A 24881-nucleotide genomic window follows, 5' to 3' on the forward strand; every position below is an offset into this window, starting at 1 on the left:
TTATAGCTCCAATACTTTGTAATCTTCATTTTGTTTTTCATAGTCTAAATAGGCTCCGGTTACAGGAAGTACGATTTCTACGTTGTAGGGTTCTTGCTTTAATTTTAAACGAACGTCGCGAACGGACTCTCCTTCGACGAACATTGTTTTAGTATTCTCCCGGATGGGAACCTCTGATATGGTTACTTGATAGTATACCTTAAAAACCATTTTAATCTCTCCTCACTTGTGTGCATTGCTTTTTTCATTATATATAAAAACAACAATTTTTACATGTTTTTCAACATCATGTAAAAATAAACCCAGTTCCGCCTTTAAAATGGAAGGGGTTTTGCTGAACTAAATATACTAATGTCTGACAAAGTATATAAAAAATCAATCGCCCGTTCATTTAGTCCTCTATCCTCTATCCTATCCGTTTTTACTTGGTGTAAAACTTAAATCGGCAAAGAAAGTTTCGGACAGCTCGTTTTCTGGCAATTTCAGCTCATCTTAATTACTGGAATCATTAACGCGTGATTCCTTATTGGAATAGTGCCACATGCAGCGTTTCAAAGGAAGACTAACCGCTCATATTCAAAACGAAATATGTATGATAGCCCATCGACTGATACATGGCCAATGGAAAGAATGCTTAACAAGAACTTTACAACAAGGAAGAAGCCCTCCGCAAGTTTTTGAAGGGCTGTCCGAAAAAAATTCGCAAATGGATGACAGCCATGGCAAGACGTGAATGGCAGATCATGCGATGGATTTTTTTCTTAAAAGATCATTCCATTGTTTTACAAGCTTTTTACGAAGCTTTTTTAACATGGCGATCACACTCCCTTAGTATTATTGTATAGGATTATTCAATAATGTAAATATGTCTTTACAAGTACTTGGACCATTTTTGAAAAAAAGGCTCGAACGACGGGTAACTCGGTTTTCAGAAGGGGAAAATTAGGAATGGAGGAATGAGTAGAACTCTTTATGATAGTATATGCACGTTCCTGAATAAAAAACGTGGATTTAGCGTGGAATTCGGCACAGTTACTTGACTTATCTTAATGACAATTATTAAATGGGTACATATTAGTAAAGGAAAAATCGAATGAATTGGAAGTGAAGGATTAGTGAAAATCGTATTTTTTGATATTGACGGAACATTGCTCGATCATGAAAAAAAGTTACCTGCCTCAACGAAAAAGGCGATAAAGCAATTGCAGGATAGCGGGGTGTTTGTGGCGATTGCAACTGGAAGAGCTCCATTCATGTTTGAGGCATTGAGGGAAGAGCTTGGCATTGATACTTTCGTGAGTTTCAACGGACAGTATGTCGTGTTTGAAGGGAAAGTTGTTTATAAGAATCCATTGAGTACATCAGAGGTGAAAAAACTTCATGAACATGCCGATGAAAATGAAATCCCGATCGTCTTCATGAATGAAGAAACGATGAAATCTAGTGTGCCCCATCATGAACGAATCGAGGAAGCATTAAGCACCTTGAAATTTCCCCATCCGGAGCATGTGGCCCATTTTTATGAAGATCATGAAATTTATCAGGCATTATTATTTTGCTCCGAAGATGAAGAGGGGGCTTATGTAGGGAATTACGATGATTTCCATTTCATTAGGTGGCATACGTATTCCACGGACGTACTTCCGTTCGGAGGTTCAAAAGCGGAAGGTATAAAGATATTAATGGAAAAAGTCGGGTTTGCTCTCGAAGATGTCTATGCATTCGGAGATGGTCTGAATGATATCGAAATGCTGAAAGCAGTGGGCTATGGGGTGGCAATGGGGAATGCCGGTCAACTTGTGAAGCAGGAGGCAGACTTTGTAACGAAGGATGTCGATGAGGATGGCATATTTTTTGGCTTGAAGGAGCTCGAACTCATTTAAAAAATGAAAAACTCCCGTCGGTCAGCAGGCGGGAGTTTTTCACACGAAGGTACTTATCGTTCCACTGCGATGGAATTATCCGGCACGGCAAAAGGATCTTCCTGGTTGATGTGATCATAAAACATGATTCCGTTCAAATGGTCGATTTCATGCTGAAAACAAATGGCGGGAATGCCCTTCAGCCGAAGCTGGATCGAATTTCCGTCCAAATCCGTACCTACAACCGTTATTCTGGCATAACGCGGTACATATCCGGTAACAGGGCGATTAACGGAAAGACACCCTTCTCCTGTGGTCAAATATGCTTTTTCGACTGAATGGCTTAGGAGTCTGGGATTGAAAAGCGCATAGCTGTAAAGTTTATTATCTTTATCTTTTAAATGAACCGCAATCATCCTTTTTGGAACATTCACTTGTGGTGCGGCCAAGCCAATTCCTGCCCGCAGGCCATATAGGGCGGAAACATCTGGCTTCTGGCTGTTTTGGACATACTCCAGCAAACTGGCCAGAAGCTGCTTATCAGCTTCCGATGCCGGTAATGGAACCTCCATTGCGACTTTCCTTAAGACAGGATCATCTTCTTTAACAAAATCATCCATAGTAAGCATCGTTTTTCACCCCCATAATATAGTTAATGATATGTATAGGGTCATTTTAACAAAAAACATGTCAAAAGTTAATGAAATGAATGGAACAATTAAAGAGAGTGGGATAGGCGATAACTCGCATCCCACCCATTGTTTAATTTGCGTGTTTAGGTCAAAAGAAAAAAATGCATCTTTTTTTGTGAATCAGGGTAAATGGATAACGTTTTCGGGTAAAGGAAATAGTGATTATCTGTTTAGCACAAGCAAGCGCCGACGATGATGAGCAGGATGAAAAGGACGATGATCAGGGCAAAGCCGCTTCCAAAGCATCCGCCACCGCCACCACATTGCTCACCATAACCATAGCTAGGTGCAGCCGACACCGGATAACAACATTCCTGGTTGTAACCTCCATACATAATTTCATACCTCCGTATTTGTATTGTTTTTTTGTTGACCACTCGATTTGAAACGGTCCCTACAGCCTATGCAGTACGGTTTAAAGGGTGTAGGCTAACGCCCAGTAATGAAAAAATCATGTTGTGAATATGAATGGTACGAGGTCCGCAGCTTTAACGGGAAGTCAAAGGAAATGAAATCTTCAAAGAACGATCAGAAGGAGCTGTTTATATTGAAGCGTTTTGGCGCAATTGTAGTTTTACTTTTTTCCACTTTATTGATTATGACCGGTTGTTTTAATGGAACACCCGAGGAAAGAATCCATAAGATTTTAGAAAAAACGGCCGAAAAGGAAAATGATTTCAACGAACATCAGGAGCCGCTTAATGAATTGGAAAAAAAGGAAAAAGAGCAGTATGAGAAAATCATAAAACTTGGAATGGACGAATATGAACAAATCGTGGAGCTTTCAGATGAAGCGGCCAAGAATCTCGATAAACGGGAAGAAATAATCAAAAATGAACAAACCAGTATGCAGGCCTCGAAAGAAGAATTTGATAAGATAGACAAGCAAATCGGAAAGATCGAGGATGAAAAAGTAAAAAAAGAAGCGACTGAAATGAAAAAGGTCATGACTGAACGATATGATACATACGACGATTTATATGAAGCTTATAAGCAAAGTCTGGCTAATGATCGTGAATTATACGATTTGTTCAAGAAGGAAGATTTAAAAATGGATGAATTGCAAGGCCAAATCAAGAAAATCAACGTCTCGTATGCAGAAGTTTTGAAAGCCAACAAGCAATTTAACGCCTTAACGGAGAAATCAAATCAAAAAAAAGAACGTTTTTATGATAGTTCAGGCATAGAAATGGCAGATTCGACAAATGAATAAATATTGATGGGCTGTGAGTCTCACTCACAGCCTTTTTTTTTGCATCAGGGTGAATTGGAGACTGTATATATTCAGGAATAACGATGCGAGCAAACTGAGAATTGTGGATATTCCAATGCCTGTACTAAAAAAAATTAAATGCTAAAAATCTAACAGCAATTTAAAATGAAAGCGTTTGAAGATTTTTTCTGAATATTCACTTAAATAGTTAAGATGCCTTTAGTTCAAGGGAATTTTGGATGGCAGCGATTTGCGGGCGATGGGAAATGATACGCTTTGTCCGGACTTAAATGAAAGCTGGGGCAATTTTAGTGATACAGTTATAATTGCAAAACTAATACAGAGGGGCGGATTATTTGCTTTGAGTTCTATAGAATGAAATAATTAAGGAACTTCAAGACGTTGACTGATGTCCGTTCATCTTGTAAATTAATATTTAGATATTCCTTGTATCATTTTCCTTGATTTTTTTTATGGTACAGAATAAGATTGAAGCATATTAAGCGTATCCACGTTTGGGGGATTAGTCTTAAGGGAAAAATAATTCAATGGATTGTTGAAGAAGCTAAAAAGCAAACAGGTTTGCTTTATAGAAGAATAATCACAAACCTTTTTAATGAAAGGATGAGGTGCCAAATGGCTCAAAAAACTAAACAAGCTAAAATTAATGTTCAGGATCAGCTTAAGAAAGTGGAAGAACAATTTGAAACTTTTCAAATTATAAACGAAGAGGGAGAAGTCGTTAATGAAGCGGCAATGCCTGATTTAAGTGATGAACAGCTGCAAGAGCTAATGCGTCGCATGGTTTATACACGTATCTTGGATCAACGTTCAATCTCATTGAACCGCCAAGGACGCTTAGGATTCTATGCTCCGACTGCTGGTCAAGAGGCTTCTCAAATCGCATCGCAATATGCTTTGGAAAAAGAGGATTTCATTCTTCCTGGCTACCGTGATGTGCCGCAAATCGTTTGGCATGGTCTGCCGTTATGGCAAGCATTCTTATTCTCCCGCGGACATTTCAAAGGAAATCAAATTCCTGAGGATGTTAATGTCATTTCACCGCAAATCATTATCGGAGCTCAATATATCCAAGCCGCAGGCGTTGCGCTTGGACTGAAAAAACGCGGTAAAAAAGCGGTAGCGATCACTTATACAGGTGATGGTGGTACTTCACAAGGTGACTTCTATGAAGGAATCAACTTTGCGGGTGCATTTAAAGCACCAGCTATCTTCATCGTGCAAAATAACCGTTTCGCAATTTCAACTCCTGTCGATTTACAATCTGCGGCGAAAACATTAGCACAAAAAGGTGTGGCTGCAGGTATCCCTGGTATTCAAGTTGATGGGATGGATGCATTGGCCGTTTATACAGCCGTTAAGGAAGCGCGTGAACGTGCAGTTAATGGCGAAGGCCCTACACTGATTGAAACATTGACATACCGTTATGGACCTCACACGATGGCTGGAGATGATCCGACACGCTACCGTACTTCCGACATGGATAATGAATGGGAACTGAAAGATCCATTGGTTCGTTTCCGGAAGTTCTTGGAAAGCAAAAATCTTTGGAATGAAGAATTAGAGAACGAAACGATAGAAAAAGCAAAAGAAGATATCAAAGATGCAATCAAAAAGGCTGATGCAGAACCTAAGCAAAAAGTAACTGACCTTATTGAGAACATGTTTGAAGAAATGCCTTACAACCTAAAAGAACAATATGAAATTTATAAAGAGAAGGAGTCGAAGTAAGCCATGGCTCAATTGACGATGATCCAAGCAATTACAGAAGCATTACGTACAGAACTTAAAAATGACGAAAACGTACTCGTTTTTGGAGAAGATGTTGGTCTTAATGGTGGAGTATTCCGTGCAACGGAAAATCTTCAAAAAGAATTCGGCGAAGATCGTGTATTTGACACTCCTCTTGCTGAATCTGGAATCGGTGGATTAGCGGTCGGTCTTTCTTTACAAGGTTTCCGTCCTGTTCCTGAAATTCAATTCTTCGGATTTATATATGAAGTAATGGACTCAGTAAGCGGTCAGCTTGCCCGTATGCGCTACCGTTCAGGCGGACGTTACAGTGCGCCTGTTACGATTCGTTCACCATTCGGAGGCGGAGTGCATACTCCAGAAATGCATGCGGATAGCTTAGAGGGTTTAATGGCTCAGCAACCAGGCTTAAAAGTTGTCATCCCTTCAACTCCTTATGATGCAAAAGGCTTATTGATTTCAGCTATTCGTGACAACGATCCTGTCATTTTCCTTGAACATATGAAATTGTACCGCTCGTTCCGTCAGGAAGTGCCTGAAGAAGAGTACACAATTCCTCTCGGCAAAGCGGATGTGAAAAGAGAAGGTACGGATTTATCCATCATAACTTACGGTGCGATGGTACAGGAATCCATCAAGGCAGCGGAGGAATTGGCCAAGGATGGTCATTCGGTCGAAGTTGTCGATTTAAGGACTGTATCTCCACTTGATATTGATACAATCATTGCTTCAGTAGAAAAAACGGGACGTGCCATCGTGGTCCAAGAAGCACAAAAACAAGCAGGTATAGCAGCGAATGTCGTTGCAGAGATTAATGAACGTGCCATCTTGAGCCTGGATGCTCCAGTATTGCGAGTGGCGGCTGCAGATACGGTATTCCCGTTCTCTCAAGCTGAAACGGTATGGCTCCCTAATTATAAAGACATTATGGAAACGGCGACTAAAGTCTTAAAGTTTTAACTTATCTTAAGTAATGCGAATGAAAGTGCTTGCTTGAGAAAGAATTAGCATTAGTGAAATGCAAGATAAAGGACTTTATTCGAAGCACTAAGTATGATTTAATATAGGAGGTTGAACTCAGTGGCATTCCAATTTAGACTCCCAGATATCGGAGAAGGTATACACGAAGGTGAAATAGTGAAATGGTTTGTAAAACCAGGAGATAAGATTCAAGAAGATGACGTGCTTTGCGAGGTTCAAAACGATAAAGCCGTTGTAGAAATTCCATCACCTGTTGAAGGTACCGTGGAAGAAATCCTTGTTGAAGAAGGAACGGTAGCCGTTGTCGGTGATGTTCTTGTGAAATTCGATGCTCCAGGTTATGAAAATCTTCAATTCAAAGGGGATCATGGAGACGAAGAGAAGGCTGAAGGCGATAAGGATACGGAGGCTCAGGTTCAAGCTACTGCTGAAGCTGGACAAGAAGTCAAGAAAGAGGCTGCTCCGGATCAAGCCAATAGTGCAGAAACGGGCGCGGGAGCACAACCACAGGTTGAAGTGGATCCTTCACGACGTATCATTGCCATGCCTTCTGTCAGGAAATATGCACGCGAACAAGGGGTAAATATTCGCGAGATTTCTGGTTCTGGGGATAATGGACGCATCATGAAAGATGATATCGATGCTTTCAAAAATGGCAAATCCGCTCCGCAGCAGCCAGCAGCTCAAAGTGAAGCTTCACAACAGCAAACCGATAAGGAAACGACAGAAAAACCTAAAGTGTCAATTCCGGAAGGGCAATATCCTGAAACTCGCGAGAAAATGAGCGGCATGAGAAAAGCGATTGCCAAAGCGATGGTTAAATCCAAGCAGACAGCTCCACATGTAACTTTGATGGATGAAGTTGATGTAACGCTTCTCGTCGCTCACCGCAAGAAATTCAAAGATGTTGCCGCTGCAAAAGGAATCAAGCTTACATTCCTTCCTTATGTTGTTAAAGCGTTAACGAGTGCATTGCGTGAATTCCCTATGCTTAACACATCTTTTGATGATGAGGCTAGTGAGATTATCCATAAACACTATTACAATATCGGAATTGCGGCAGATACTGACAAAGGCTTGCTCGTTCCTGTTGTTAAAGATGCAGATCGTAAATCACCTTTTGCTATTTCACAAGAAATCAATGAATTAGCCACAAAAGCCCGTGATGGAAAATTAGCTCCTAACGAAATGAAAGGTGCTTCATGCTCGATCACGAATATCGGTTCCGCAGGCGGCCAATGGTTCACACCTGTAATCAATCACCCAGAAGTTGCCATTCTAGGTATAGGACGCATTGCCGAAAAAGCAATTGTACGCGACGGGGAAATTATCGCCGCTCCAGTTCTGGCATTATCACTGAGCTTTGATCACCGCATGATTGATGGAGCAACTGCTCAAAATGCATTGAATCATATCAAAAAGTTATTGAACGACCCAGAATTATTGTTAATGGAGGCGTAAATAATGGTTGTAGGAGATTTTCCAATCGAAACAGATACTTTAGTGATCGGTTCAGGCCCAGGGGGATATGTTGCAGCAATTCGTGCAGCACAGCTTGGACAAAAAGTAACGGTCGTAGAAAAAGGAACAATCGGCGGAGTTTGTTTGAATGTAGGCTGTATTCCATCGAAAGCTTTAATTTCGGCGGGACACCGTTTTCATGAAGCTCAGCATTCAGAAGACATGGGGATCTTTGCAGAAAAAGTTTCTGTTGATTTTTCTAAAGTACAAGCTTGGAAAGGTTCTGTTGTCAAAAAATTAACGGGCGGTGTCAGCGGCCTGCTAAAAGGAAATAACGTCGAAGTTGTAACAGGCGAAGCGTATTTCGTTGATGAAAACAGCATCCGGGTCATGAATGAAGATTCAGCCCAAACATATACATTTAAAAACGCGATCATCGCGACTGGTTCATCGCCAATCGAGATTCCGTCATTTAAATATACAAAACGCGTAATTAACTCCACTGGGGCACTTGCTTTGGATGAAGTTCCAAAATCGATGGTAGTAATCGGCGGAGGCTACATTGGCACTGAGCTTGGCGGAGCATTCGCAAGTTTTGGCACTAAAGTGACCATTCTTGAAGGTACGGAAGAAATCCTTTCAGCTGGTTTTGAAAAACAAATGGCAGCACTTGTTAAACGTAACCTTAAGAATAAAGGTGCTGAAATTGTTACTAAAGCAAATGCCAAAGGTGTGGAAGAAACCGAAACAGGCGTAACCGTTACGTATGAAGCAAAAGGCGAAGAGAAAAAAGTAGAAGCTGATTATGTATTGGTTACTGTCGGGCGCCGTCCAAACACTGCCGAAATCGGTCTTGAGCAAGTTGGAATCAAAATGACGGACCGCGGTTTGATTGAAACGGATAAACAATGCCGTACAAGCGTGAAAAACATCTATGCGATTGGTGATATCGTTTCTGGACCTCAATTGGCTCATAAAGCTTCTTACGAAGGTAAGATTGCAGCAGAAGCCATTGCGGGACATTCATCAGAAATCGACTACCTTGCCATTCCGGCTGTTGTATTCTCAGAACCGGAACTTGCATCTGTCGGTTATAATGAAAAAGAAGCGAAGGAAGCTGGAATTGAGGCTCTTGCTTCCAAGTTCCCATTCGCTGCAAATGGACGTGCTCTTTCTTTAAACAATACCGACGGATTTGTGAAGCTTATCACTCGCAAAGAAGATGGATTGGTTATTGGGGCACAAATCGCAGGCCCGAACGCTTCTGATATGATTGCGGAGCTAGGCTTGGCTATCGAAGCAGGAATGACTGCTGAAGATATCGCGATGACAATCCATGCGCATCCAACTTTAGGGGAAATTACAATGGAAGCTGCTGAAGTGGCCCTTGGAACTCCTATCCATATCATTAAATAATTTTTCACCCACAGAAGCGTGCTGCCCTTGCAGCACGCTTTTTTCATTGGAAAGGTCAACAAACAGAATGTTCACACGGTTCAAGATATTTCTGCACACTATTTAAATGAAAAGGACAAAATGAGCATAAGCTATACAAAGGGCTTTATAATTTTTTCTCCATAAGGTTTGAAGTTGGAAAAAGAGGATAAAAAATAAGATGGGCAACGTACTGACCTACAGGGTTATTGCTTATAACACCATCAGGCCTGATTTATTCATTTACAAATGGGGTGGATCACTTGAAAAATTATCTGGTAATCCTCTTTCAACTAATTGTATGGAGCGGCTATACACTGGTTGAATGGCTTTCCGTTAATGATCGATTTGTCTTCAAGGTTGTCATGTTCTTGGTTTTTTCATATTTGGCCATTTACATAGGTAAAATGATTTTGAAATCGAATAAGCGAACCATGCTTATAACTGTGATCAGCCTATTATGCTACGGGCTGCTGCAAATCCTCTTGGAGACGTTAGTACCCGTTTATTGAATTTTTCGCAAGGCCTGTAAAGACACAAAAAACCACGGAGGTATCATGTTCAACAAAGTATTAGTATTATTAGCAAGTGTAGCCATTTTATTGATTGCTTGTAATTCCCAAGAGTCCGAACATGTGGAAAAAGAAAAACATAAAAGCGTGGAAACGGCAGCATCCATTCCAGATGAAAGCCAGCAAGAGAAAGAACAAGATGAAGGAACACAGATGAATGTGCAAGAGAAAGTTAAGCCGGAATACCGGATCAATCAAGAAACTTGGTCATTTGACCCGATTGCGGATGCAGATCCGAAGGTTGTCTTGCTGACATTCGATGATGCTCCTGATAAATATTCGCTTGAAATTGCCAAAACCCTTCACCGACTTAAGGTTCCGGCGATATTTTTCGTCAATGGCCATTTTCTTGAAAATGATGAAAATAAAGCGATGCTGAAAGAAATTCATGAACTGGGTTTTCCAATCGGAAACCATACATATTCTCATGTTAATTTAAAAGAATTGCCTGAACAGGAACAAGATAGGGAAATCGTTAAACTGAATAATTTGGTTGAAGGCATTATCGGGGAACGCCCTAAGTTTTTCAGGGCGCCGTTTGGATCGAATACCGATCATTCGAAAAAAGTTGCGAAGGAAGAAAAAATGCTGGTGATGAATTGGACATATGGATATGATTGGGAAAAGGAATATCAGAACAAAAATGCCTTAACTGAAATCATGTTAAACAGTCCTTATTTGGGTAACGGTGCGAATCTTTTGATGCACGACAGAAAATGGACAAATGAAGCGATCGAGGATATCGTGAAAGGTTTTCAAAAGAAGGGCTATAAAATGCTTGATCCGCAATTGATTGAAACGCCTGCATGAGCTGACTCAGCTTTTGCGGTTTTTTTCATTTCCTTGGATAGAAGTACATCACTCGTTCATTAAAGAGATGGAGCTGCGCCTTTAATTTTTTTGCGAGGAACTTGCATAGTTCATTAGCTTTTCCTTTATCTCCGAAGGTTGCCGTTTCCGGAAGGGTGAATTGGATATATGATTGAATGCGCTCCAGACCATCTTCATCCTGGATGACTTCCTGGTCTACGCCAATCAAGATCATATGGTAACGATCATCTTTAGCCTGAAGATATATGGCCTTATCTTTCATTCTTTCGGGTTCCCTCATTTCATAAGGGAATGCTTTCTTATCGTAGTCCCAATCCAGCTGCTTTCCGGTTTTAGAGGTGATCATTTGATAGTAAGTCAGTAATTCCTTTACATCTTCGATGGTTACGGTAGCTTTAACTGATTCGGGTACGAGCTTGATATACGCATTTTCTGCCATTAGGATCCCCCTTATTTCATAGGTTTACCAATATATTAACATCTCATGGTTGATTTATACAGTTATCTATATGTATATTTATGGGTAAAATTACTTTTTTCCCGTTTCTAAGTTATGTGTGTAATTGCGCAATTGTCTTTGATTTTTATCTGCTCTTCAACCGCCGTCTTCTAATCGGAAAATTAATTATGACATACTTTTTAACTTGAAATTATAAATGTGTTATATTATAATTCATTTAAAGCGGTTACATTAATTGATTATTGCATACAATATAGAGGAAGGGGTTGTAAAAATGGGAACTATCGTATGTCAGACTTGCAATAGCACGATCGAACATTTTGAAGATGAAAAGGTAAGTGTACTATATACACACAATCACAACTGCCACAGCTGTGATACAGCTGCCTCTGAGAAATAATACCGAAAACTTTCAAAGAGATTAATAGAATTCAAGAGTGCTCCTCGACTTATTGGTCTGGAGCGCTTTTTTTACCCACAAACATTGGCTGCTGCTTCAGAATTCCCTGAATGCATATAAAAACCAGGGCGGTTGACCACCCTGGTTTTTATATGCATTCAGTTTTTAATGATGCGTAAATATTTAATCTCTGGATCCTCTGGACCTTGAACTGGCAGGCCAGCCTCGATGTTTTTTTGAATATAACTGATATTATCTTCCGTAATTAGTTCACCAGGAATGAAGATCGGGATCCCTGGCGGATATACCATGATGAATTCTGCACTGATTTTCCCAACGGATTTCTCGATTGGCACCACTTCGGTTTCCGCATAAAAAGCCTCCCTTGGCGAGAGGGCAAGGGGTGGAGTATCAGGGAGAAGAACTTCGATTTTTCCATGTTCGGCCGCCATTTCCTTAAACTCATCGGAAAGGTCCTTGAGCGCCGCGATAAGCAGGTCAGCTTCCGTTTTGGAGTCTCCGGGTGTAATCAGACAAAGAATATTATACAAATCTGATAGTTCCACTTCGATATTGTGCTTCTCACGGAGCCATTTCTCGACGTCGTATCCGGTAATATTCAATTCCTTGATGGATATGATCAGCTTTGTAGGATCATAGCTAAAGGCCGCCTTGCTTCCAAGGATTTCACTGCCGACACAGTATAGATAAGGGATCTCATTTACGGCCTCCCTGATGTATCCTGCAAGATTGATGGCGTCATCGATCATTTGCCTGCCCACTGTCGCCAGCTGCCTTCTAGCCGTATCCAGTGAGGCCAGAAGGATGTAGGAGGTTGACGTGGTTGTGAGCATGCTTAAAATCGCTTGAACGCGATTGGCCGAAACCAATCCATCTCTCACATTTAAAATTGAACTTCCTGTGAGCGAACCTCCAAGTTTATGAACACTCGTTGCCGCCATGTCGGCTCCAGCCTGCATGGCTGACATTGGCAAGTCTTCATGGAAGTGGATATGGACTCCATGAGCTTCATCAACAAGTACAGGGATTTCATAGGAATGGGCAATTTCGACGATTTTTTGCAAATCAGCTGATATGCCGAAATAGGTAGGATTGATTACAAGCAATCCTTTCGCATCACTATGCTCCTTTAATGTTTTTTCAACGGCATCAATGCTGATTCCATGTGATATGCCCAGATCTTTATCTATTTCAGGATTGATGAAAACGGGAACCGCCCCGGAAAAGACAATCGCAGACATGACGGATTTATGTACGTTCCTTGGTACGATGATTTTATCTCCAGGACCGCAGACCGTCATGACCATTGTCATGATCGCCCCGCTTGTTCCTTGCACGGAAAAGAACGTGTGATCGGCGCCGAAAGCTTGGGCAGCCAGTTCTTGTGCTTGTTTAATGATTCCTTTTGGCTGATGGAGATCATCAAGCGGGGCAATATTGATTAAATCTATAGATAATGCATTTTCTCCAATGAATTCACGGAAATCGGCGTCCATTCCTTTTCCTTTTTTATGACCAGGAATATGGAATTGAACGGGATTTTTTTTGGCATGCTGCAACAAGGCAGTGTATAAGGGTGTTTCATTCTGTGACAATTCTTTGTGGCCCCTTTTCAATATAGTAGGTTCGAAATGCGGGAGAAAATGACTCCCTTTCTATAATAAGCGGATGTTTATCCGATTTTGCAACCATATCAATGGTTAGTTAGCCTATCGAAAGACATAAAACAAATGAATTATAGCACGTCTTATCATAAATGCCTAGCATGATTTTTCTTTTCCATCCAGAAAAATCGCCTTATTCCAGGAATGAAGATGAAAGAAAGGGCCGCCAATATCGTTGATGAATTCAGTGTGAAGCGTTGTGACTGAAGATACTCTCCTTGTGAAGCCTGGTTTCGAGGAGTGTAAAAATTGAATGGGCAAACAATATTTGCCATAATGTAAAGTGTCCATATATCATACATAAAAAGGGAGTGGGGAGTTTGAAATGGAATACGCGCGTGACCGATTTACTAGGAATACAATACCCGGTCGTACAAGGGGGGCTGGCTCATTTAGCTTATGCGGAACTGGCAGCCGCCGTTTCGAATGCAGGGGGATTAGGGCAGGTAACGGCGATGTCCTTGGACGGTCCGGAGCAATTGGTCGATGAAATTAGGAAAACGAAGGCATTGACGGATAAACCATTTGGTGTGAACTTTGCAATTGGCCAGCACGGAAGACCTTATGAACATATGCTTGAAGCTGCCATGGAGGAGGGGATTGCTGCCGTTTCCGTGACGGGAGGAAACCCTGCACCGTTTCTAGATTACGTCAAGGACATGCAGGTGGCAAAACTTGTTCTTGTTGCTGCAACCAGACAGGCAGTGAAGGCTGAACAGCTTGGTGCGGATGCCGTTATGGTCGTTGGCCAGGAGGGAGGGGGACATTTAGGACGGGAAGATATCGGAACCTCCGTTTTGATTCCTCAAGTTGTGGATTCCGTTAAGATTCCGGTCATAGCCTCTGGTGGCTTTGGTGACGGACGCGGTTTAATGGCAGCGCTGGCACTTGGGGCGGAAGGTATCGAAATGGGAACCAGGTTCATTGCAGTCAAGGAGTGTGTACATGCTCATGAATTATATAAAAAAGCCTTGGTTTCCGGCACGGAAAATGATACCGTTGTCATTAAACGGTCCATCGGTTCGCCGGCCCGGGTTATTACAAATGGCTGGACGGATAAAATCCTTGAAATCGAAAAAGGGAACGGCGGATATGAGCAATTGAAGGATTACATAAGTGGAAAAGCGAATCAGCGGTATATCCATGATGGTGTTGAAGAAGAAGGATATGCCTGGGCTGGACAAGTGATGGGTCTGATCCATGATGTTCCGACGACAGCCGAGCTGTTCACCCGAATCATTGGCCAGGCTGAGAAGATTCGCTCGAAATGGGCAGACTGAAGGCGGAGGGTCTCCTGCACAACTTGAAAAAACAATCTAGAAGGAGCGTGTTTTAGTTATGGATTATCAGTATCCAATGGACCTTGATTGGTCAACGGATGAAATCGTCGATGTAATTAAATTTTTTGAAGCGGTGGAAAAAGCTTATGAAAACAAAATACAAAAGGAAGCTTTCATGACGGCATACAGAAGATTCAAAGAAATCGTGCCTGGGAAGGCGGATGAAAAAAAATATACAGATGAGTTCGAGTCAGTCAGTACTTATTCAGCCTATCAGGTTATCAAGAAGGCAAAGGGGCTTGAAGACGGCGACTGGCTAAAAATGAAATGAAGGACATATAATTATTTGAAAACATTATTGACTTACTGAAAAGATTGTTTTAACATAATAACCAAGAAGAAGATAAAGGCAGTGACGAAGAAGAGTACCTTAATGATGTTCTGTAGAGAGCCAGTGGTTGCTGAAAACTGGTGAACGAATTTAAGCGAATGGACTTCCGAGCCCCAAACCGAAACGGATTGACGAAGTAGGCTTTGGCGATTATCTCATCGTTATTGGAGATAGGCATGGATATCATGCCGTAAAGTGAGCTGAATTAGCTAATTAAGGTGGTACCACGGGTTCCTCGTCCTTTGGATGAGGGGCCTTTTTGCGTTTTTTAGAAAATGATAATCAAATCGATGAGTAAGAGTAGTAATCCTTTTAGATTCGTCACAGAGAACCGGAATAGGTGGAAACCGGTACGATATGGAAGGGTGAATGGACTTATGAGTGGTTTCTTGAAATAAGTAGGGAAACCCGGCTTCCGCCGTTAACGGGGTTGGCAGGAAAACTGATTTCCTGCTTGAGAGGGAAAAATGATTTGTTTTTCCAACTTGAGGTGGCACCGCGGTATACCGTCCTCTGCAGACACATATTTGTGTTTGCAGGGGATTTTTTTATGGGTTTTATTCGATTGAAGCAGAAGCGCTGGCATTTTTTTACCAAACAGGCACAGCAATCGAGTTCAAATGTTATAGGAATTTGGAGGGGATTTTAGATGAACGAATTGAATGAAAAAAAGATGCTTCGCTTCAAAATGGAAACCATTGAAGGTGATGTTCACACACCCATCGCCATATTTCAGAAAATGGCTGGGGAACAGAGGTTTTTATTGGAGAGCTCGAATTCCCATCATGATAATGGACGTTGCTCGTACTTAGGTTCGGATCCGTATTTGGAGGTAACGTCACTTGCTGGGAACGTACATGTGAAAGATCCTGGGACGGGTGGCCGAATCGTAAAGAACATCAACATCATTGAGTTCCTGAAAAGTGAATTGTTGGTGGAGCTAGTGGACGCCCCAGCTAACATTCCGCCATTTAATGGCGGAGCGGTCGGATATATGGGGTATGATATCATTCGTCTATTCGAAAACATTGGTCCTGTGCCTCCAGATACCTTGAAAATGCCGGATGCCCATTTTCTATTTTATAAGGAACTGTATATATTCGATCATGTGCTTCAGAAGATTCACTTGTTGACAGCTGAAGCAGACAGTGAAAAAAGCTTATTGCGCATGAAGGAAACAATCAATCAGGCCAACATACCGTCAAAGGAAATATCGTCGGAATATTTGGAATTCGAATCGAATTTCAGCCAGGAAGAGTTTGAGCGAATGGTGCAAGAGGTGAAAGAGGCAATAGTTGCAGGTGAGGTGTTTCAGGTGGTTTTATCGCAAAGGTTCAAAGCGGATTTCGCTGGAAAGCCTTTCGATGCATACCGTCGGCTGCGTTTAGCCAACCCCTCTCCGTATATGTTTTATATAGAATTCGGTGATTATACCATCTTAGGGTCTTCTCCGGAAAGCTTGATCAGCGTTTCGTCGGGAATGGTCCATGTTAACCCGATTGCCGGCACGAGGCCGAGAGGAAAAACGGATGAAGAAGATAAAGACTTTGAAAGGAGCCTGCTGAAGGATGAAAAGGAACTTGCCGAACATAGAATGCTTGTCGATTTAGGAAGAAACGATCTGGGGAGGGTGTGTGAAATAGGGTCGATCCACCTTACCGAGGAAATGGAAATTCAAAGATATCAACATGTGATGCATATTGCTTCGAAGGTCAGCGGAAAGCTTAGGGAAGGATACACGAGTTTGGATGCGCTATCTGTCTGTCTTCCTGCCGGGACTGTATCAGGGGCCCCGAAGATTCGGGCGATGGAGCTGATTAATGAATTGGAGAATTGCAAACGCGGGTTGTACTCAGGATCGATAGGTTTCATGGGCTTTGGAGGAGATCTGGATATGGCTTTGGCCATTCGGACGATGATCATCAAAGAAGGCAAGGCCTATGTGCAGGCAGGGGCGGGAATCGTTTATGATTCAGACCCCAAGACGGAGTATGAAGAAACACAAAATAAGGCACGTGCACTAATGGAGGTACACAGAAGATGATTTTATTAATCGATAACTATGACTCGTTCACATACAACCTTTATCAATATTTAGGTGAAGTGGAGAAAGACATCATCGTGAAAAGGAATGACGAAATTACCATTGCCGAAATCGAGGGATTGAATCCGATGGCGATCGTCATTTCCCCTGGTCCTGGAAGGCCGGAGGAGGCTGGTATCAGCATAGAGATCATCCGTCATTTTCATGAGAAGGTTCCGCTTTTGGGGATTTGCCTCGGGCACCAGGCCATTGGAGCTGCTTTTGGGGCGAATGTGGTTGGTGCACAACAAATCATGCACGGGAAAACCTCGGTTGTCGAACATGATGGAACAGGCGTATTTGCCAATCAGGACGGTCAATTTCCTGTCATGCGTTACCACTCCTTGGTGGTGGAGAAAGGGAGCTTGCCAAAAGAATTGATCGTTACGGCAGCGGCACTGGATGATGGGGAGGTCATGGCATTGCAGCATGAAAAATTCCCGTTATTCGGTCTGCAATTCCATCCTGAATCCATAGGGACGAAAACCGGCAAGGAATTATTGCATGAATTTTATAAGATTGCCGGAACATTTCAATCGGAAAAGGAACATTTCATTTTGTAATTTCAAAAAACGACTGGGGGAGTTAGCGGTGAAGGAATATTTAGCAAAGTTAGCAGAGCGTCAAGCATTGACGGAAGATGAGATGAGCAGAGCAGCCCAAGCGTTATTTTCAAAAGACATCACTGAAGGCGAAATGGCCGCTTTCATCATTGCCTTGAAAGCGAAAGGGGAAACGGCAGGTGAAATAGCGAGTCTGGTTAAAGTCATGAGAAAGGAAGCAAGGAGCTTTACAACAAGCTCTCTGAATGTAATGGACAATTGCGGTACTGGAGGGGACGGATCGCAAAGCTTCAATATAAGCACTGCTTCGGCCTTCGTGCTTGCTGGAGCGGGGGTCAAGGTTGCTAAACATGGCAATCGCAGCATTTCAAGCAGAACGGGCAGTGCGGATGTATTGGAAGAGCTGGGGGTCAATTTGTCTTTGGAGCCAGGAATGTTGAAGGAGCTATTGGAGGAAAACGGGATAGCATTTTTATTCGCTCCTTCCGTTCACCCCAATATGGCACGGATCATGAAAGTGCGAAAAGATTTGAAAATCCCGACAATCTTTAATCTGATTGGACCCTTGACAAATCCAGTTCAACTTGACACCCAATTATTAGGAATCAATCGTCGCGATATGCTCGAGCTATTTGCAGAAGTGCTCCATAAGTTGGGCAGAACTCGTGCGATCGTCATAAATGGCGCGGGATTCATGGATGAAGCAAGCCTTCAGGGGGAGAATTCACTTGTGCTGTTGGAGCAAGGGGATATCATTCCGTTTACGCTTCATCCCGAAGAGGTGGATCTGCCCGTTTGCGATAACGAAAACATCAGGGGCGGAGATGCCAAGCAGAATGCCGATATCATGCTGCGCCTGCTGAAGGGTGAAAAAGGGGCATATCGTGATACTGTTTTATTGAATGCCGGGTTGGGATTATATGCACATGGCACGGCGAAAACGATCAAAAAAGGAATTTCCTTGGCCAAGGAAAGTCTTGATAGTGGCTCCGCTCTTTCTAAATTGGAAAATCTGATTGCTTTCGGCAATAGAAATAAGGTGGTCTTGTAATGGGCAATATCTTAACGGAAATTATCGAACGAAAAAAAGAGGAAGTCGCTAAATTGAAGGAAGCCAGTTTAGGTGAATCAGTCATGATAGACGTTTCCAGGCCTTCCCTCGTGGAAAGGCTGAAAACAGCCAAAACCATCGCGGTCATTGCGGAAATCAAACGGGCTTCCCCTTCGAAAGGGAACATTAAAATGGATGTAAATCCGCTCGAGCAGGCGCTGACCTATGAAAAGTGCGGAGCGTCAGCGATATCCGTTTTGACGGATGAAGCATTCTTCAAAGGATCGATTGACGATTTAAGGAGGGTGAGCGAATCGGTGAAAGTCCCAAGGCTATGCAAAGATTTCATCATCGATGAAATTCAGATAGATCGTGCCCATCAAGCTGGTGCGACCATCATTCTATTAATTGTGGCGGCACTTTCCCAAGACCGGCTTCATGAATTATATCAATATGCAAAAAACAAAGGGCTGGATGTATTAACCGAGATTCATGATGAAGCTGAATTGGAACGAGCATTAGAACTGAAGGCAGAACTCATCGGGATTAACAATCGGAACTTAAAAACATTCAAAGTGGATTTGGCTGTAACCGAACGGCTGGCGAAGCTGCTTGATCCAAAGCATCATCTCATCATCAGCGAAAGTGGAATCAAGACAAAAGAAGACGTTTTGCGTGTTAAGAAGGCTGGGGCAGTGGGCATTCTGGTCGGCGAGACGCTGATGACCTCCGCTAATCTTCCCGATACTATGGCTGAGTTGCAAATGAGCATGTAAGGAGATTGCTATGATAGTGAAAATATGTGGGATAAAGACATTGGCTGCCGCTCAAGAAGCCGTAAAACACGGAGCGGATTTCATAGGGTTCATATTTGCAGAAAGCAGCAGGAAGGTAGCGCCTGAATTGGTCGGTGAAGTCGGATCGGCGCTTCCCGGTCATATAAAAAAAGTCGGAGTATTTGCCAACCAAACCGAGCAGGAAGTGATAAGAATTGCGGAAGTGGCCGGCTTGGATTTCATTCAGCTGCATGGGAATGAGTCCGTCAGCTTCGCTCGCAGGATGCCCCTCCCGGTGATCAAAGCTTTCTCCATCCGGTCAGAAGCAGATCTCGAAAAGCTTCAGGAGTACCCAGCCGAATTTTACTTGGTGGATCTTCCTAAGGGGTCATCAGGAAAAGGTCTGACTTTGGATTGGGATATGATCGGTAAAGCGAACTTGCCACGCAAGAAACTGATTCTAGCGGGCGGGCTGACGCCCCAAAATGTTAGGAGCGCGATAAGTGCTGTTTCACCAATCGCCGTGGATGTAGCAAGTGGAGTTGAAACAAATGGAGTAAAAGATTCGCTGAAAATGAAAGCATTTATTAATGAAGCGAAATATACAGCGGGAAAAGGGGAATGATTACATGACTACTTATACATTGCCAGATGGAACTGGACATTTTGGAGCTTATGGAGGCAGGTTCGTTCCGGAAACGTTAATGGCCGCCATTACGGAACTTGAGGAAGTATATGAACAATCTAAAAAAGATCCCGAATTTCAAGAGCAACTGCGCTATTACTTGAAGCAATATATAGGACGTGAAACACCTCTCTATTATGCGGAGAATCTAACGAAACTTGCTGGCGGTGCCGATATTTACCTGAAGCGAGAAGACTTGAACCATACCGGGGCACACAAAATCAATAATACGATCGGCCAGGCGTTACTGACTCAGAAAATGGGCAAGAAAAAAGTGATTGCCGAGACTGGGGCAGGGCAGCATGGGGTGGCGACGGCAACTGTGTGCGCTTTACTGAAGCTGGAATGCACCATCTTCATGGGAGAAGAAGATATCAGGAGGCAGAAACTGAATGTGTTTCGGATGGAGCTTTTAGGCGCCAAGGTCGTATCGGTTTCCCAAGGAAGCGGAACACTGAAGGATGCAGTTAATGAAGCGTTACGTTATTGGGTGGCTAATGTGGACGACACCCATTACATAATGGGTTCCGTTCTTGGGCCGCATCCTTTCCCCGTCATTGTTCGTGATTTTCAAAGCGTAATAGGCAAGGAAACGAAGGGCCAGTATTTGGAGGAAAACGATTCCCTTCCAGATGCCGTAGTCGCATGCATAGGCGGGGGCAGCAATGCGATGGGAATGTTTTATCCGTTCATTGAAGATGAACAGGTGAAATTGTATGGAGTGGAAGCGGCCGGTCATGGCTTGGATACACATTTACATGCTTCCAGCCTGACGAAAGGGAAACCGGGAGTTCTGCACGGAGCATTCATGTATGTTTTGCAGAACGATGACGGCCAAATACAGGAGGCGCATTCGATATCAGCCGGGCTGGATTATCCAGGGGTTGGACCGGAACATAGTTACTTAAAAGATGCCAAGCGAGTGGAATATACCTCCGTTACGGATGATGAAGCCTTGGAAGCCCTGATGCTGCTATCGAGGGAAGAAGGGATTATTCCTGCCTTGGAAAGTTCACATGCCATATCCTATGGTTTGAAACTTGCCAAGCAAATGGATAAAGGAACGGGATTGGTGATTTGCTTATCAGGCCGTGGTGATAAGGATGTTGAGACGGTCCAATCGGTAATAGGGGGTAGTGAACATGAATAAATTGACAATGGCGCTTAAAGAATGTCAGGCGAAGCAGGAAAAAGCATTTATTCCTTATATAATGGCAGGCGATGGCGGTCTTGAACGTTTAAAGAGCCAGCTTCTTTTCCTTGAAGATGGCGGAGCGACAGCGGTGGAGCTCGGTATACCATTCTCGGACCCTGTTGCTGATGGACCGGTTATCCAGCAGGCGGGCATCCGTTCCTTGGAGAATGGCACCACCTTAAAGGATGTACTGAATAAAGTAAAGGAAATCAAAGATGAGGTGAAGATCCCCATCATCTTGATGGGCTATTCAAATTCCATCATAGCCTATGGCCTTAAAGAGTTTACCGAAGATTGCCTTAGTGCGGGAATATCGGCATGTATCATTCCGGATGTGCCAATTGAAGAGGAAGCGATGTTTTCTTCTATAAAAACGGCAGGAATTGTACTTATCAGGCTTGTGACACTCACCTCTTCGAAGGAGCGCATCACAGAGATTACGGCAGGGGCAGAGGGCTTTATTTATGCAGTTACAATCAAAGGCATAACCGGAGCACGGGATGCTTTTGGAGGGGAATTGGGGGGATACCTGAAGAAGGTGAAAGAGCTTAGCCCCGTTCCTGTTCTTGCTGGCTTTGGCATATCGACGCCGGAACATGTGCGAGATACGATTCAGTCATGTGATGGTGTCATTGTCGGCAGCAAGATCATTGAATGCTTTGAAACAGGTAAGGAAGATCAAATTAATGAATTGATACAAGCGAGTAAGGGATTGGTTCGAAAATAAACATTCCGGCCCCCGACATATTACCTGAGTTCGGATTCTTTATCTGTAGGTAATCGGAATTCCGCCATAGTTATAGTCTGATTGGAGTTCCTTCTATACTGTGGTCAGTGGATCATGATCTTCGTATTGATACAGAGTGGTGTGAAAAGAAAGGTTAGTGTACAAACCACCCAAAACCAGAATCCCTTTTTCAATTCATTGAATGGCTACTGCAGTTGCTTTTCATGATACGTGGATACGAGACTCTCAAGGAGTGGCTCAATCAAAAAATGCCCCGTAATTGTTAGTTTGGTGTCTAACATTACGGGGCATTTTTTCATCGGTTTAGCCTATAGTCTGGCGGACAGGGACCGAACTTCTTTTCACTTGCACGAAGCGCGGTGAATGTTCCGGAATTCCATGTCGAATCCTGATTAAATGTGTTTAATTTAATTTATATAAGGGTAAAAGATGGTCAAACGCATCTTGAATGGTCTTCATGAACTCATCATCATTCATTTGAATGGCATCATCACGTGAAACACTTATGCCGCATAAGATTTCGGCTTTCTTGACAGTTTGCAGCCGGTGGAACATGGAGGTTAGATCTTCCTTGCCAAGACCTTCATTAGAGATGACTTCAGGTTTTGTATGATCCATCGACCAAACATAATTGGATGGGATGCTTTTCATCAATTGGTCCGTCTGTTGCTCCAGTTTCTTTCCGATTTCCATTTTATTCGGGGCTTCATAAATGACGGCGTACCAAATGAACATATGCGTTTCCCATAAACCAATTTGAAAATGCGGCATCATTTTATATCCCCTGCTGTTTGCAGCGAAAGCTACCCATGTATCTTTAGGAGGATTCACTGTTCGCCGGGCATGCTTTGCTACATGAGGATGCATTTCATCCCCCGTCATTACGGATAGTCGTTGGGAAAAATGCTCGCCAAGAGCTTGTAATTTTGGCTGAATCCTATCCTTTAAAGCATCCATGCGCTGTTCCAATCCATCAATCGTAAAAACGTTAAAATCATCTGCAGTAAATCTTGATATATTCATTATCATCTCTCCTACCGTGGATATCTGCACATATTGTAGCATAAGTAAAAGTAAAAATTAATTAATACGATTATGGGGCGGCACGGCGAAATTTACTTCTAGGTTAAAACACAAATTAGTTGCTATTTGTTGTAGGAAGACATATGATAAAATATAAATAAATTCAGAAAATTAGTATAATTGAAGGGAGAATGTTAATTATGAAACAAGTCATGAACCAAGCATTAAAGGCTAAAGAAGTTGAAAGACATAGAGCTGCAGTGTTAAGGATGGAAATGGACTATGAATTAGCAACCCTTTTTGAAGCGATTGGTGAAGAGAATGATCAAATGCGGTCACAATGCAAACAAAGGCTTGAACGAATCCGGTTGGAATTGTTGAAGCTGAAAGCATTGTAGGAAGTTTGTCCGCAGAAATCATGAAGGGGAATGACTGAAGGAAAATGAATCAATTTCAATACATGGAATTTCATTATAGATGAACGGACACTTATTTTATTAAAAAAATAACGTGTCCGTTTTTCATTCAATGTCCAAACTAGTTGTGTCGGAATACAGGAATACTCCAAATTGCAAGATGTTAAAAACTTGAAGGAGAGCCATATTTGCTTTAATCTTGATAAGAAGATCATTTTAATGTAGTTTCTGATCATAAAGGACGGGGATATTATAATGGCATCGGTAAAAGAAATGGATACATATGCGAAATTATGGATGAAGGAAGCGGGAGCGAGGCTAAGGGCGTCCTTCAATACCAAATTGGATATTGAAATGAAAACGAATCCTAATGATTTGGTTACGAATATGGATAAGGGGATAGAAAAGTTTTTTTGCGACAAGATTGGCGAAGTCTTCCCGGATCACCGGATATTTGGCGAAGAGGGAATGGGAAATGATATTAAGGATCTAACGGGAACAGTATGGATCATCGACCCGATTGACGGAACATTGAACTTCATTCATCAACAGAGGGATTTTGCGATTTCCCTAGGGGTTTATGTGGATGGGGTCGGGACAATCGGCATGGTCTATGACGTGGTTAGCGATGAGTTATACCATGTGATCAAGGGTCAGGGAGCATTCATGGATGATCAACGCCTTCCTTCACTTGAATCGGCAACGGTAAATCGATCCATTGTTTCGATTAATGCAAGCTGGGTGACGGAAAACCGCAGGATAGATCCGCGTCTTTTAGCACCGCTAGTCCGTGATGCACGAGGAACCCGCTCATATGGTTCTGCAGCATTGGAGCTTGCCTTCGTGGCTGCCGGAAGGATTGACGCGTATATTACGATGAGGCTTATGCCATGGGATTTTGCCGGAGGCGTGTTACTTGTAGAAGAAGTGGGCGGAGAAGTAAGCAATATTAAAGGAGACAGCTTGGATTTTATAGGCGGCGATTCGCTTTTCGTTTCCAAGCCGGGACTGCACAAAGAAGTTTTCGAAAAATACCTATCAGGTAACCCCGATCTATGATGCAGGGGTGGATTTATCGAAATGATTAACAAAAAACTCGCTGTTTGCCAGCGAGTTTTTTTTATTATAATTTTCCTGCTTCGCGTAGTTTTTTCTTCTGAGTGAATCCATATCCCATCAATCCGCAAAGTACAACGATTGCAGCCAGTATACCAATCAAGCTTTTTTCAGCAATGAAGATGCCGATGGAGCCAATACTTGATGTTGCCAATATCGCTAATATTAAGAAATTCCATTTAATATTCAT

General features: G+C 42.6%; 27 protein-coding genes and 2 other annotated features. Of the genes, 20 read left to right on the forward strand and 7 right to left on the reverse strand.

Annotation, left to right across the window (positions count from 1 at the left end; genetic code table 11):
• Nucleotides 1-210, reverse strand: a complete 210-nt coding sequence (locus QNI08_RS05585) for a DNA-dependent RNA polymerase subunit epsilon (protein ID WP_285766448.1) — start codon at nucleotides 208-210, stop codon at nucleotides 1-3.
• 905 nt (nucleotides 211-1115) lie between these two features.
• On the opposite strand from QNI08_RS05585, the gene QNI08_RS05590 reads away from it, so the two are divergent.
• The gene (locus QNI08_RS05590) at nucleotides 1116-1883 is read left to right on the forward strand and encodes a Cof-type HAD-IIB family hydrolase (protein WP_285766449.1); all 768 of its coding nucleotides are present in this window, start codon (nucleotides 1116-1118) and stop codon (nucleotides 1881-1883) included.
• Nucleotides 1884-1936: 53 nt separating this feature from the next.
• On the opposite strand, the gene def is transcribed toward QNI08_RS05590, so the two are convergent.
• Both def and QNI08_RS05600 read right to left on the reverse strand, forming a co-directional pair.
• Entirely contained in the window at nucleotides 1937-2491 is a 555-nt protein-coding gene (gene def, locus QNI08_RS05595) for a peptide deformylase (protein WP_285766450.1), read from the reverse strand.
• 233 nt (nucleotides 2492-2724) lie between these two features.
• The gene (locus tag QNI08_RS05600) at nucleotides 2725-2889 is read right to left on the reverse strand and encodes a YjcZ family sporulation protein (RefSeq protein WP_285766451.1); all 165 of its coding nucleotides are present in this window, start codon (nucleotides 2887-2889) and stop codon (nucleotides 2725-2727) included.
• A 173-nt stretch (nucleotides 2890-3062) separates the two neighbouring features.
• Here QNI08_RS05600 and QNI08_RS05605 point away from each other — a divergent pair, with 173 nt between their 5' ends.
• The 7 genes from QNI08_RS05605 (at nucleotide 3063) to QNI08_RS05635 (ending at nucleotide 10798) form a co-directional block, all read left to right on the forward strand.
• Nucleotides 3063-3767 carry a YkyA family protein gene (locus QNI08_RS05605; RefSeq protein WP_285766452.1) on the forward strand — a complete coding sequence of 235 codons (705 nt, stop codon included), beginning with the start codon at nucleotides 3063-3065 and terminating at the stop codon, nucleotides 3765-3767.
• A 636-nt stretch (nucleotides 3768-4403) separates the two neighbouring features.
• Nucleotides 4404-5519, forward strand: a complete 1116-nt coding sequence (gene pdhA / locus QNI08_RS05610; RefSeq protein ID WP_285766738.1) for a pyruvate dehydrogenase (acetyl-transferring) E1 component subunit alpha — start codon at nucleotides 4404-4406, stop codon at nucleotides 5517-5519.
• A gap of 3 nt (nucleotides 5520-5522) precedes the next feature.
• A complete protein-coding gene (locus tag QNI08_RS05615) occupies nucleotides 5523-6500 on the forward strand; it encodes an alpha-ketoacid dehydrogenase subunit beta (RefSeq protein WP_285766453.1) in 978 nt (325 codons plus the stop codon).
• Nucleotides 6501-6620: 120 nt separating this feature from the next.
• On the forward strand, nucleotides 6621-7982 hold the full coding sequence (locus QNI08_RS05620) for a dihydrolipoamide acetyltransferase family protein (RefSeq protein ID WP_285766454.1): 1362 nt from the start codon (nucleotides 6621-6623) through the stop codon (nucleotides 7980-7982).
• 3 nt (nucleotides 7983-7985) lie between these two features.
• Nucleotides 7986-9398 (forward strand): dihydrolipoyl dehydrogenase, encoded by a 1413-nt coding sequence (gene lpdA, locus QNI08_RS05625; protein ID WP_285766455.1) that lies wholly within the window; start codon nucleotides 7986-7988, stop codon nucleotides 9396-9398.
• Between the two features lie 272 nt (nucleotides 9399-9670).
• Nucleotides 9671-9928 carry a hypothetical protein gene (locus tag QNI08_RS05630; protein ID WP_352231200.1) on the forward strand — a complete coding sequence of 86 codons (258 nt, stop codon included), beginning with the start codon at nucleotides 9671-9673 and terminating at the stop codon, nucleotides 9926-9928.
• Nucleotides 9929-9973: 45 nt separating this feature from the next.
• Nucleotides 9974-10798: a polysaccharide deacetylase family protein gene (locus QNI08_RS05635; protein WP_285766457.1), complete on the forward strand. Its 825-nt coding sequence runs from the start codon at nucleotides 9974-9976 to the stop codon at nucleotides 10796-10798.
• A 25-nt stretch (nucleotides 10799-10823) separates the two neighbouring features.
• Here the strand turns inward: QNI08_RS05635 and QNI08_RS05640 are convergent, their stop codons facing one another.
• The gene (locus QNI08_RS05640) at nucleotides 10824-11258 is read right to left on the reverse strand and encodes a DUF1885 family protein (RefSeq protein WP_285766458.1); all 435 of its coding nucleotides are present in this window, start codon (nucleotides 11256-11258) and stop codon (nucleotides 10824-10826) included.
• Between the two features lie 295 nt (nucleotides 11259-11553).
• On the opposite strand from QNI08_RS05640, the gene QNI08_RS05645 reads away from it, so the two are divergent.
• A complete protein-coding gene (locus QNI08_RS05645; protein WP_098175446.1) occupies nucleotides 11554-11679 on the forward strand; it encodes a GapA-binding peptide SR1P in 126 nt (41 codons plus the stop codon).
• 158 nt (nucleotides 11680-11837) lie between these two features.
• Here QNI08_RS05645 and QNI08_RS05650 read toward each other — a convergent pair whose 3' ends face one another.
• Nucleotides 11838-13295, reverse strand: coding sequence for an aminotransferase class I/II-fold pyridoxal phosphate-dependent enzyme (locus QNI08_RS05650; RefSeq protein ID WP_285766459.1), 1458 nt, complete (start codon nucleotides 13293-13295; stop codon nucleotides 11838-11840).
• Between the two features lie 389 nt (nucleotides 13296-13684).
• On the opposite strand from QNI08_RS05650, the gene QNI08_RS05655 reads away from it, so the two are divergent.
• From QNI08_RS05655 to trpA, 9 genes are all read left to right on the forward strand, one after another.
• Nucleotides 13685-14644, forward strand: a complete 960-nt coding sequence (locus QNI08_RS05655) for an NAD(P)H-dependent flavin oxidoreductase (protein WP_285766460.1) — start codon at nucleotides 13685-13687, stop codon at nucleotides 14642-14644.
• Between the two features lie 58 nt (nucleotides 14645-14702).
• Nucleotides 14703-14975 (forward strand): UPF0223 family protein, encoded by a 273-nt coding sequence (locus tag QNI08_RS05660; RefSeq protein ID WP_285766461.1) that lies wholly within the window; start codon nucleotides 14703-14705, stop codon nucleotides 14973-14975.
• A gap of 72 nt (nucleotides 14976-15047) precedes the next feature.
• Nucleotides 15048-15281, forward strand: a binding site (T-box leader).
• Nucleotides 15282-15316: 35 nt separating this feature from the next.
• Nucleotides 15317-15552 (forward strand) — a binding site (T-box leader).
• A 132-nt stretch (nucleotides 15553-15684) separates the two neighbouring features.
• Complete coding sequence (gene trpE, locus QNI08_RS05665; protein WP_285766462.1) at nucleotides 15685-17079, forward strand: anthranilate synthase component I; 1395 nt, start codon at nucleotides 15685-15687, stop codon at nucleotides 17077-17079.
• Entirely contained in the window at nucleotides 17076-17681 is a 606-nt protein-coding gene (locus QNI08_RS05670) for an anthranilate synthase component II (RefSeq protein ID WP_285766463.1), read from the forward strand. The genes trpE and QNI08_RS05670 overlap by 4 nt, the downstream gene beginning before the upstream one ends.
• Before the next feature lie 28 nt (nucleotides 17682-17709).
• On the forward strand, nucleotides 17710-18732 hold the full coding sequence (gene trpD, locus QNI08_RS05675; protein ID WP_285766464.1) for an anthranilate phosphoribosyltransferase: 1023 nt from the start codon (nucleotides 17710-17712) through the stop codon (nucleotides 18730-18732).
• On the forward strand, nucleotides 18732-19508 hold the full coding sequence (gene trpC, locus QNI08_RS05680) for an indole-3-glycerol phosphate synthase TrpC (RefSeq protein ID WP_285766465.1): 777 nt from the start codon (nucleotides 18732-18734) through the stop codon (nucleotides 19506-19508). Before trpD ends, trpC begins: the two co-directional genes overlap by 1 nt.
• Before the next feature lie 10 nt (nucleotides 19509-19518).
• Complete coding sequence (locus tag QNI08_RS05685) at nucleotides 19519-20133, forward strand: phosphoribosylanthranilate isomerase (RefSeq protein WP_285766466.1); 615 nt, start codon at nucleotides 19519-19521, stop codon at nucleotides 20131-20133.
• A 4-nt stretch (nucleotides 20134-20137) separates the two neighbouring features.
• A complete protein-coding gene (gene trpB / locus QNI08_RS05690) occupies nucleotides 20138-21343 on the forward strand; it encodes a tryptophan synthase subunit beta (RefSeq protein ID WP_285766467.1) in 1206 nt (401 codons plus the stop codon).
• On the forward strand, nucleotides 21336-22115 hold the full coding sequence (gene trpA, locus QNI08_RS05695; RefSeq protein ID WP_285766468.1) for a tryptophan synthase subunit alpha: 780 nt from the start codon (nucleotides 21336-21338) through the stop codon (nucleotides 22113-22115). Before trpB ends, trpA begins: the two co-directional genes overlap by 8 nt.
• Nucleotides 22116-22538: 423 nt before the next feature.
• On the opposite strand, the gene QNI08_RS05700 is transcribed toward trpA, so the two are convergent.
• Nucleotides 22539-23159 carry a YktB family protein gene (locus QNI08_RS05700; protein WP_285766469.1) on the reverse strand — a complete coding sequence of 207 codons (621 nt, stop codon included), beginning with the start codon at nucleotides 23157-23159 and terminating at the stop codon, nucleotides 22539-22541.
• Nucleotides 23160-23359: 200 nt separating this feature from the next.
• Here QNI08_RS05700 and QNI08_RS05705 point away from each other — a divergent pair, with 200 nt between their 5' ends.
• Both QNI08_RS05705 and QNI08_RS05710 read left to right on the forward strand, forming a co-directional pair.
• On the forward strand, nucleotides 23360-23557 hold the full coding sequence (locus QNI08_RS05705; RefSeq protein ID WP_061144096.1) for a hypothetical protein: 198 nt from the start codon (nucleotides 23360-23362) through the stop codon (nucleotides 23555-23557).
• Nucleotides 23558-23830: 273 nt separating this feature from the next.
• Nucleotides 23831-24634 (forward strand): inositol monophosphatase family protein, encoded by an 804-nt coding sequence (locus QNI08_RS05710; RefSeq protein WP_285766470.1) that lies wholly within the window; start codon nucleotides 23831-23833, stop codon nucleotides 24632-24634.
• Nucleotides 24635-24698: 64 nt separating this feature from the next.
• Here the strand turns inward: QNI08_RS05710 and QNI08_RS05715 are convergent, their stop codons facing one another.
• Nucleotides 24699-24881, reverse strand: coding sequence for a YlaF family protein (locus tag QNI08_RS05715; protein WP_285766471.1), 183 nt, complete (start codon nucleotides 24879-24881; stop codon nucleotides 24699-24701).

The sequence above is a fragment of the Peribacillus folii genome (assembly GCF_030271255.1).
Classification (GTDB): domain Bacteria; phylum Bacillota; class Bacilli; order Bacillales; family DSM-1321; genus Peribacillus.

Excerpts from the sequence above, each read along its gene's own strand:
- QNI08_RS05585 (WP_285766448.1), bottom strand. The coding sequence starts at position 210 with ATGGTTTTTAAGGTATACTATCAAGTAACCATATCAGAGGTTCCCATC.
- def (WP_285766450.1), bottom strand. The coding sequence starts at position 2,491 with ATGCTTACTATGGATGATTTTGTTAAAGAAGATGATCCTGTCTTAAGG.
- QNI08_RS05600 (WP_285766451.1), bottom strand. The coding sequence starts at position 2,889 with ATGTATGGAGGTTACAACCAGGAATGTTGTTATCCGGTGTCGGCTGCA.
- QNI08_RS05605 (WP_285766452.1), top strand. The coding sequence starts at position 3,063 with ATGAAATCTTCAAAGAACGATCAGAAGGAGCTGTTTATATTGAAGCGT.
- pdhA (WP_285766738.1), top strand. The coding sequence starts at position 4,404 with ATGGCTCAAAAAACTAAACAAGCTAAAATTAATGTTCAGGATCAGCTT.
- QNI08_RS05615 (WP_285766453.1), top strand. The coding sequence starts at position 5,523 with ATGGCTCAATTGACGATGATCCAAGCAATTACAGAAGCATTACGTACA.
- lpdA (WP_285766455.1), top strand. The coding sequence starts at position 7,986 with ATGGTTGTAGGAGATTTTCCAATCGAAACAGATACTTTAGTGATCGGT.
- QNI08_RS05635 (WP_285766457.1), top strand. The coding sequence starts at position 9,974 with ATGTTCAACAAAGTATTAGTATTATTAGCAAGTGTAGCCATTTTATTG.
- QNI08_RS05640 (WP_285766458.1), bottom strand. The coding sequence starts at position 11,258 with ATGGCAGAAAATGCGTATATCAAGCTCGTACCCGAATCAGTTAAAGCT.
- QNI08_RS05645 (WP_098175446.1), top strand. The coding sequence starts at position 11,554 with ATGGGAACTATCGTATGTCAGACTTGCAATAGCACGATCGAACATTTT.
- QNI08_RS05660 (WP_285766461.1), top strand. The coding sequence starts at position 14,703 with ATGGATTATCAGTATCCAATGGACCTTGATTGGTCAACGGATGAAATC.
- trpE (WP_285766462.1), top strand. The coding sequence starts at position 15,685 with ATGAACGAATTGAATGAAAAAAAGATGCTTCGCTTCAAAATGGAAACC.
- QNI08_RS05670 (WP_285766463.1), top strand. The coding sequence starts at position 17,076 with ATGATTTTATTAATCGATAACTATGACTCGTTCACATACAACCTTTAT.
- trpC (WP_285766465.1), top strand. The coding sequence starts at position 18,732 with ATGGGCAATATCTTAACGGAAATTATCGAACGAAAAAAAGAGGAAGTC.
- QNI08_RS05685 (WP_285766466.1), top strand. The coding sequence starts at position 19,519 with ATGATAGTGAAAATATGTGGGATAAAGACATTGGCTGCCGCTCAAGAA.
- trpB (WP_285766467.1), top strand. The coding sequence starts at position 20,138 with ATGACTACTTATACATTGCCAGATGGAACTGGACATTTTGGAGCTTAT.
- trpA (WP_285766468.1), top strand. The coding sequence starts at position 21,336 with ATGAATAAATTGACAATGGCGCTTAAAGAATGTCAGGCGAAGCAGGAA.
- QNI08_RS05700 (WP_285766469.1), bottom strand. The coding sequence starts at position 23,159 with ATGAATATATCAAGATTTACTGCAGATGATTTTAACGTTTTTACGATT.
- QNI08_RS05705 (WP_061144096.1), top strand. The coding sequence starts at position 23,360 with ATGAAACAAGTCATGAACCAAGCATTAAAGGCTAAAGAAGTTGAAAGA.
- QNI08_RS05710 (WP_285766470.1), top strand. The coding sequence starts at position 23,831 with ATGGCATCGGTAAAAGAAATGGATACATATGCGAAATTATGGATGAAG.
- QNI08_RS05715 (WP_285766471.1), bottom strand. The coding sequence starts at position 24,881 with ATGAATATTAAATGGAATTTCTTAATATTAGCGATATTGGCAACATCA.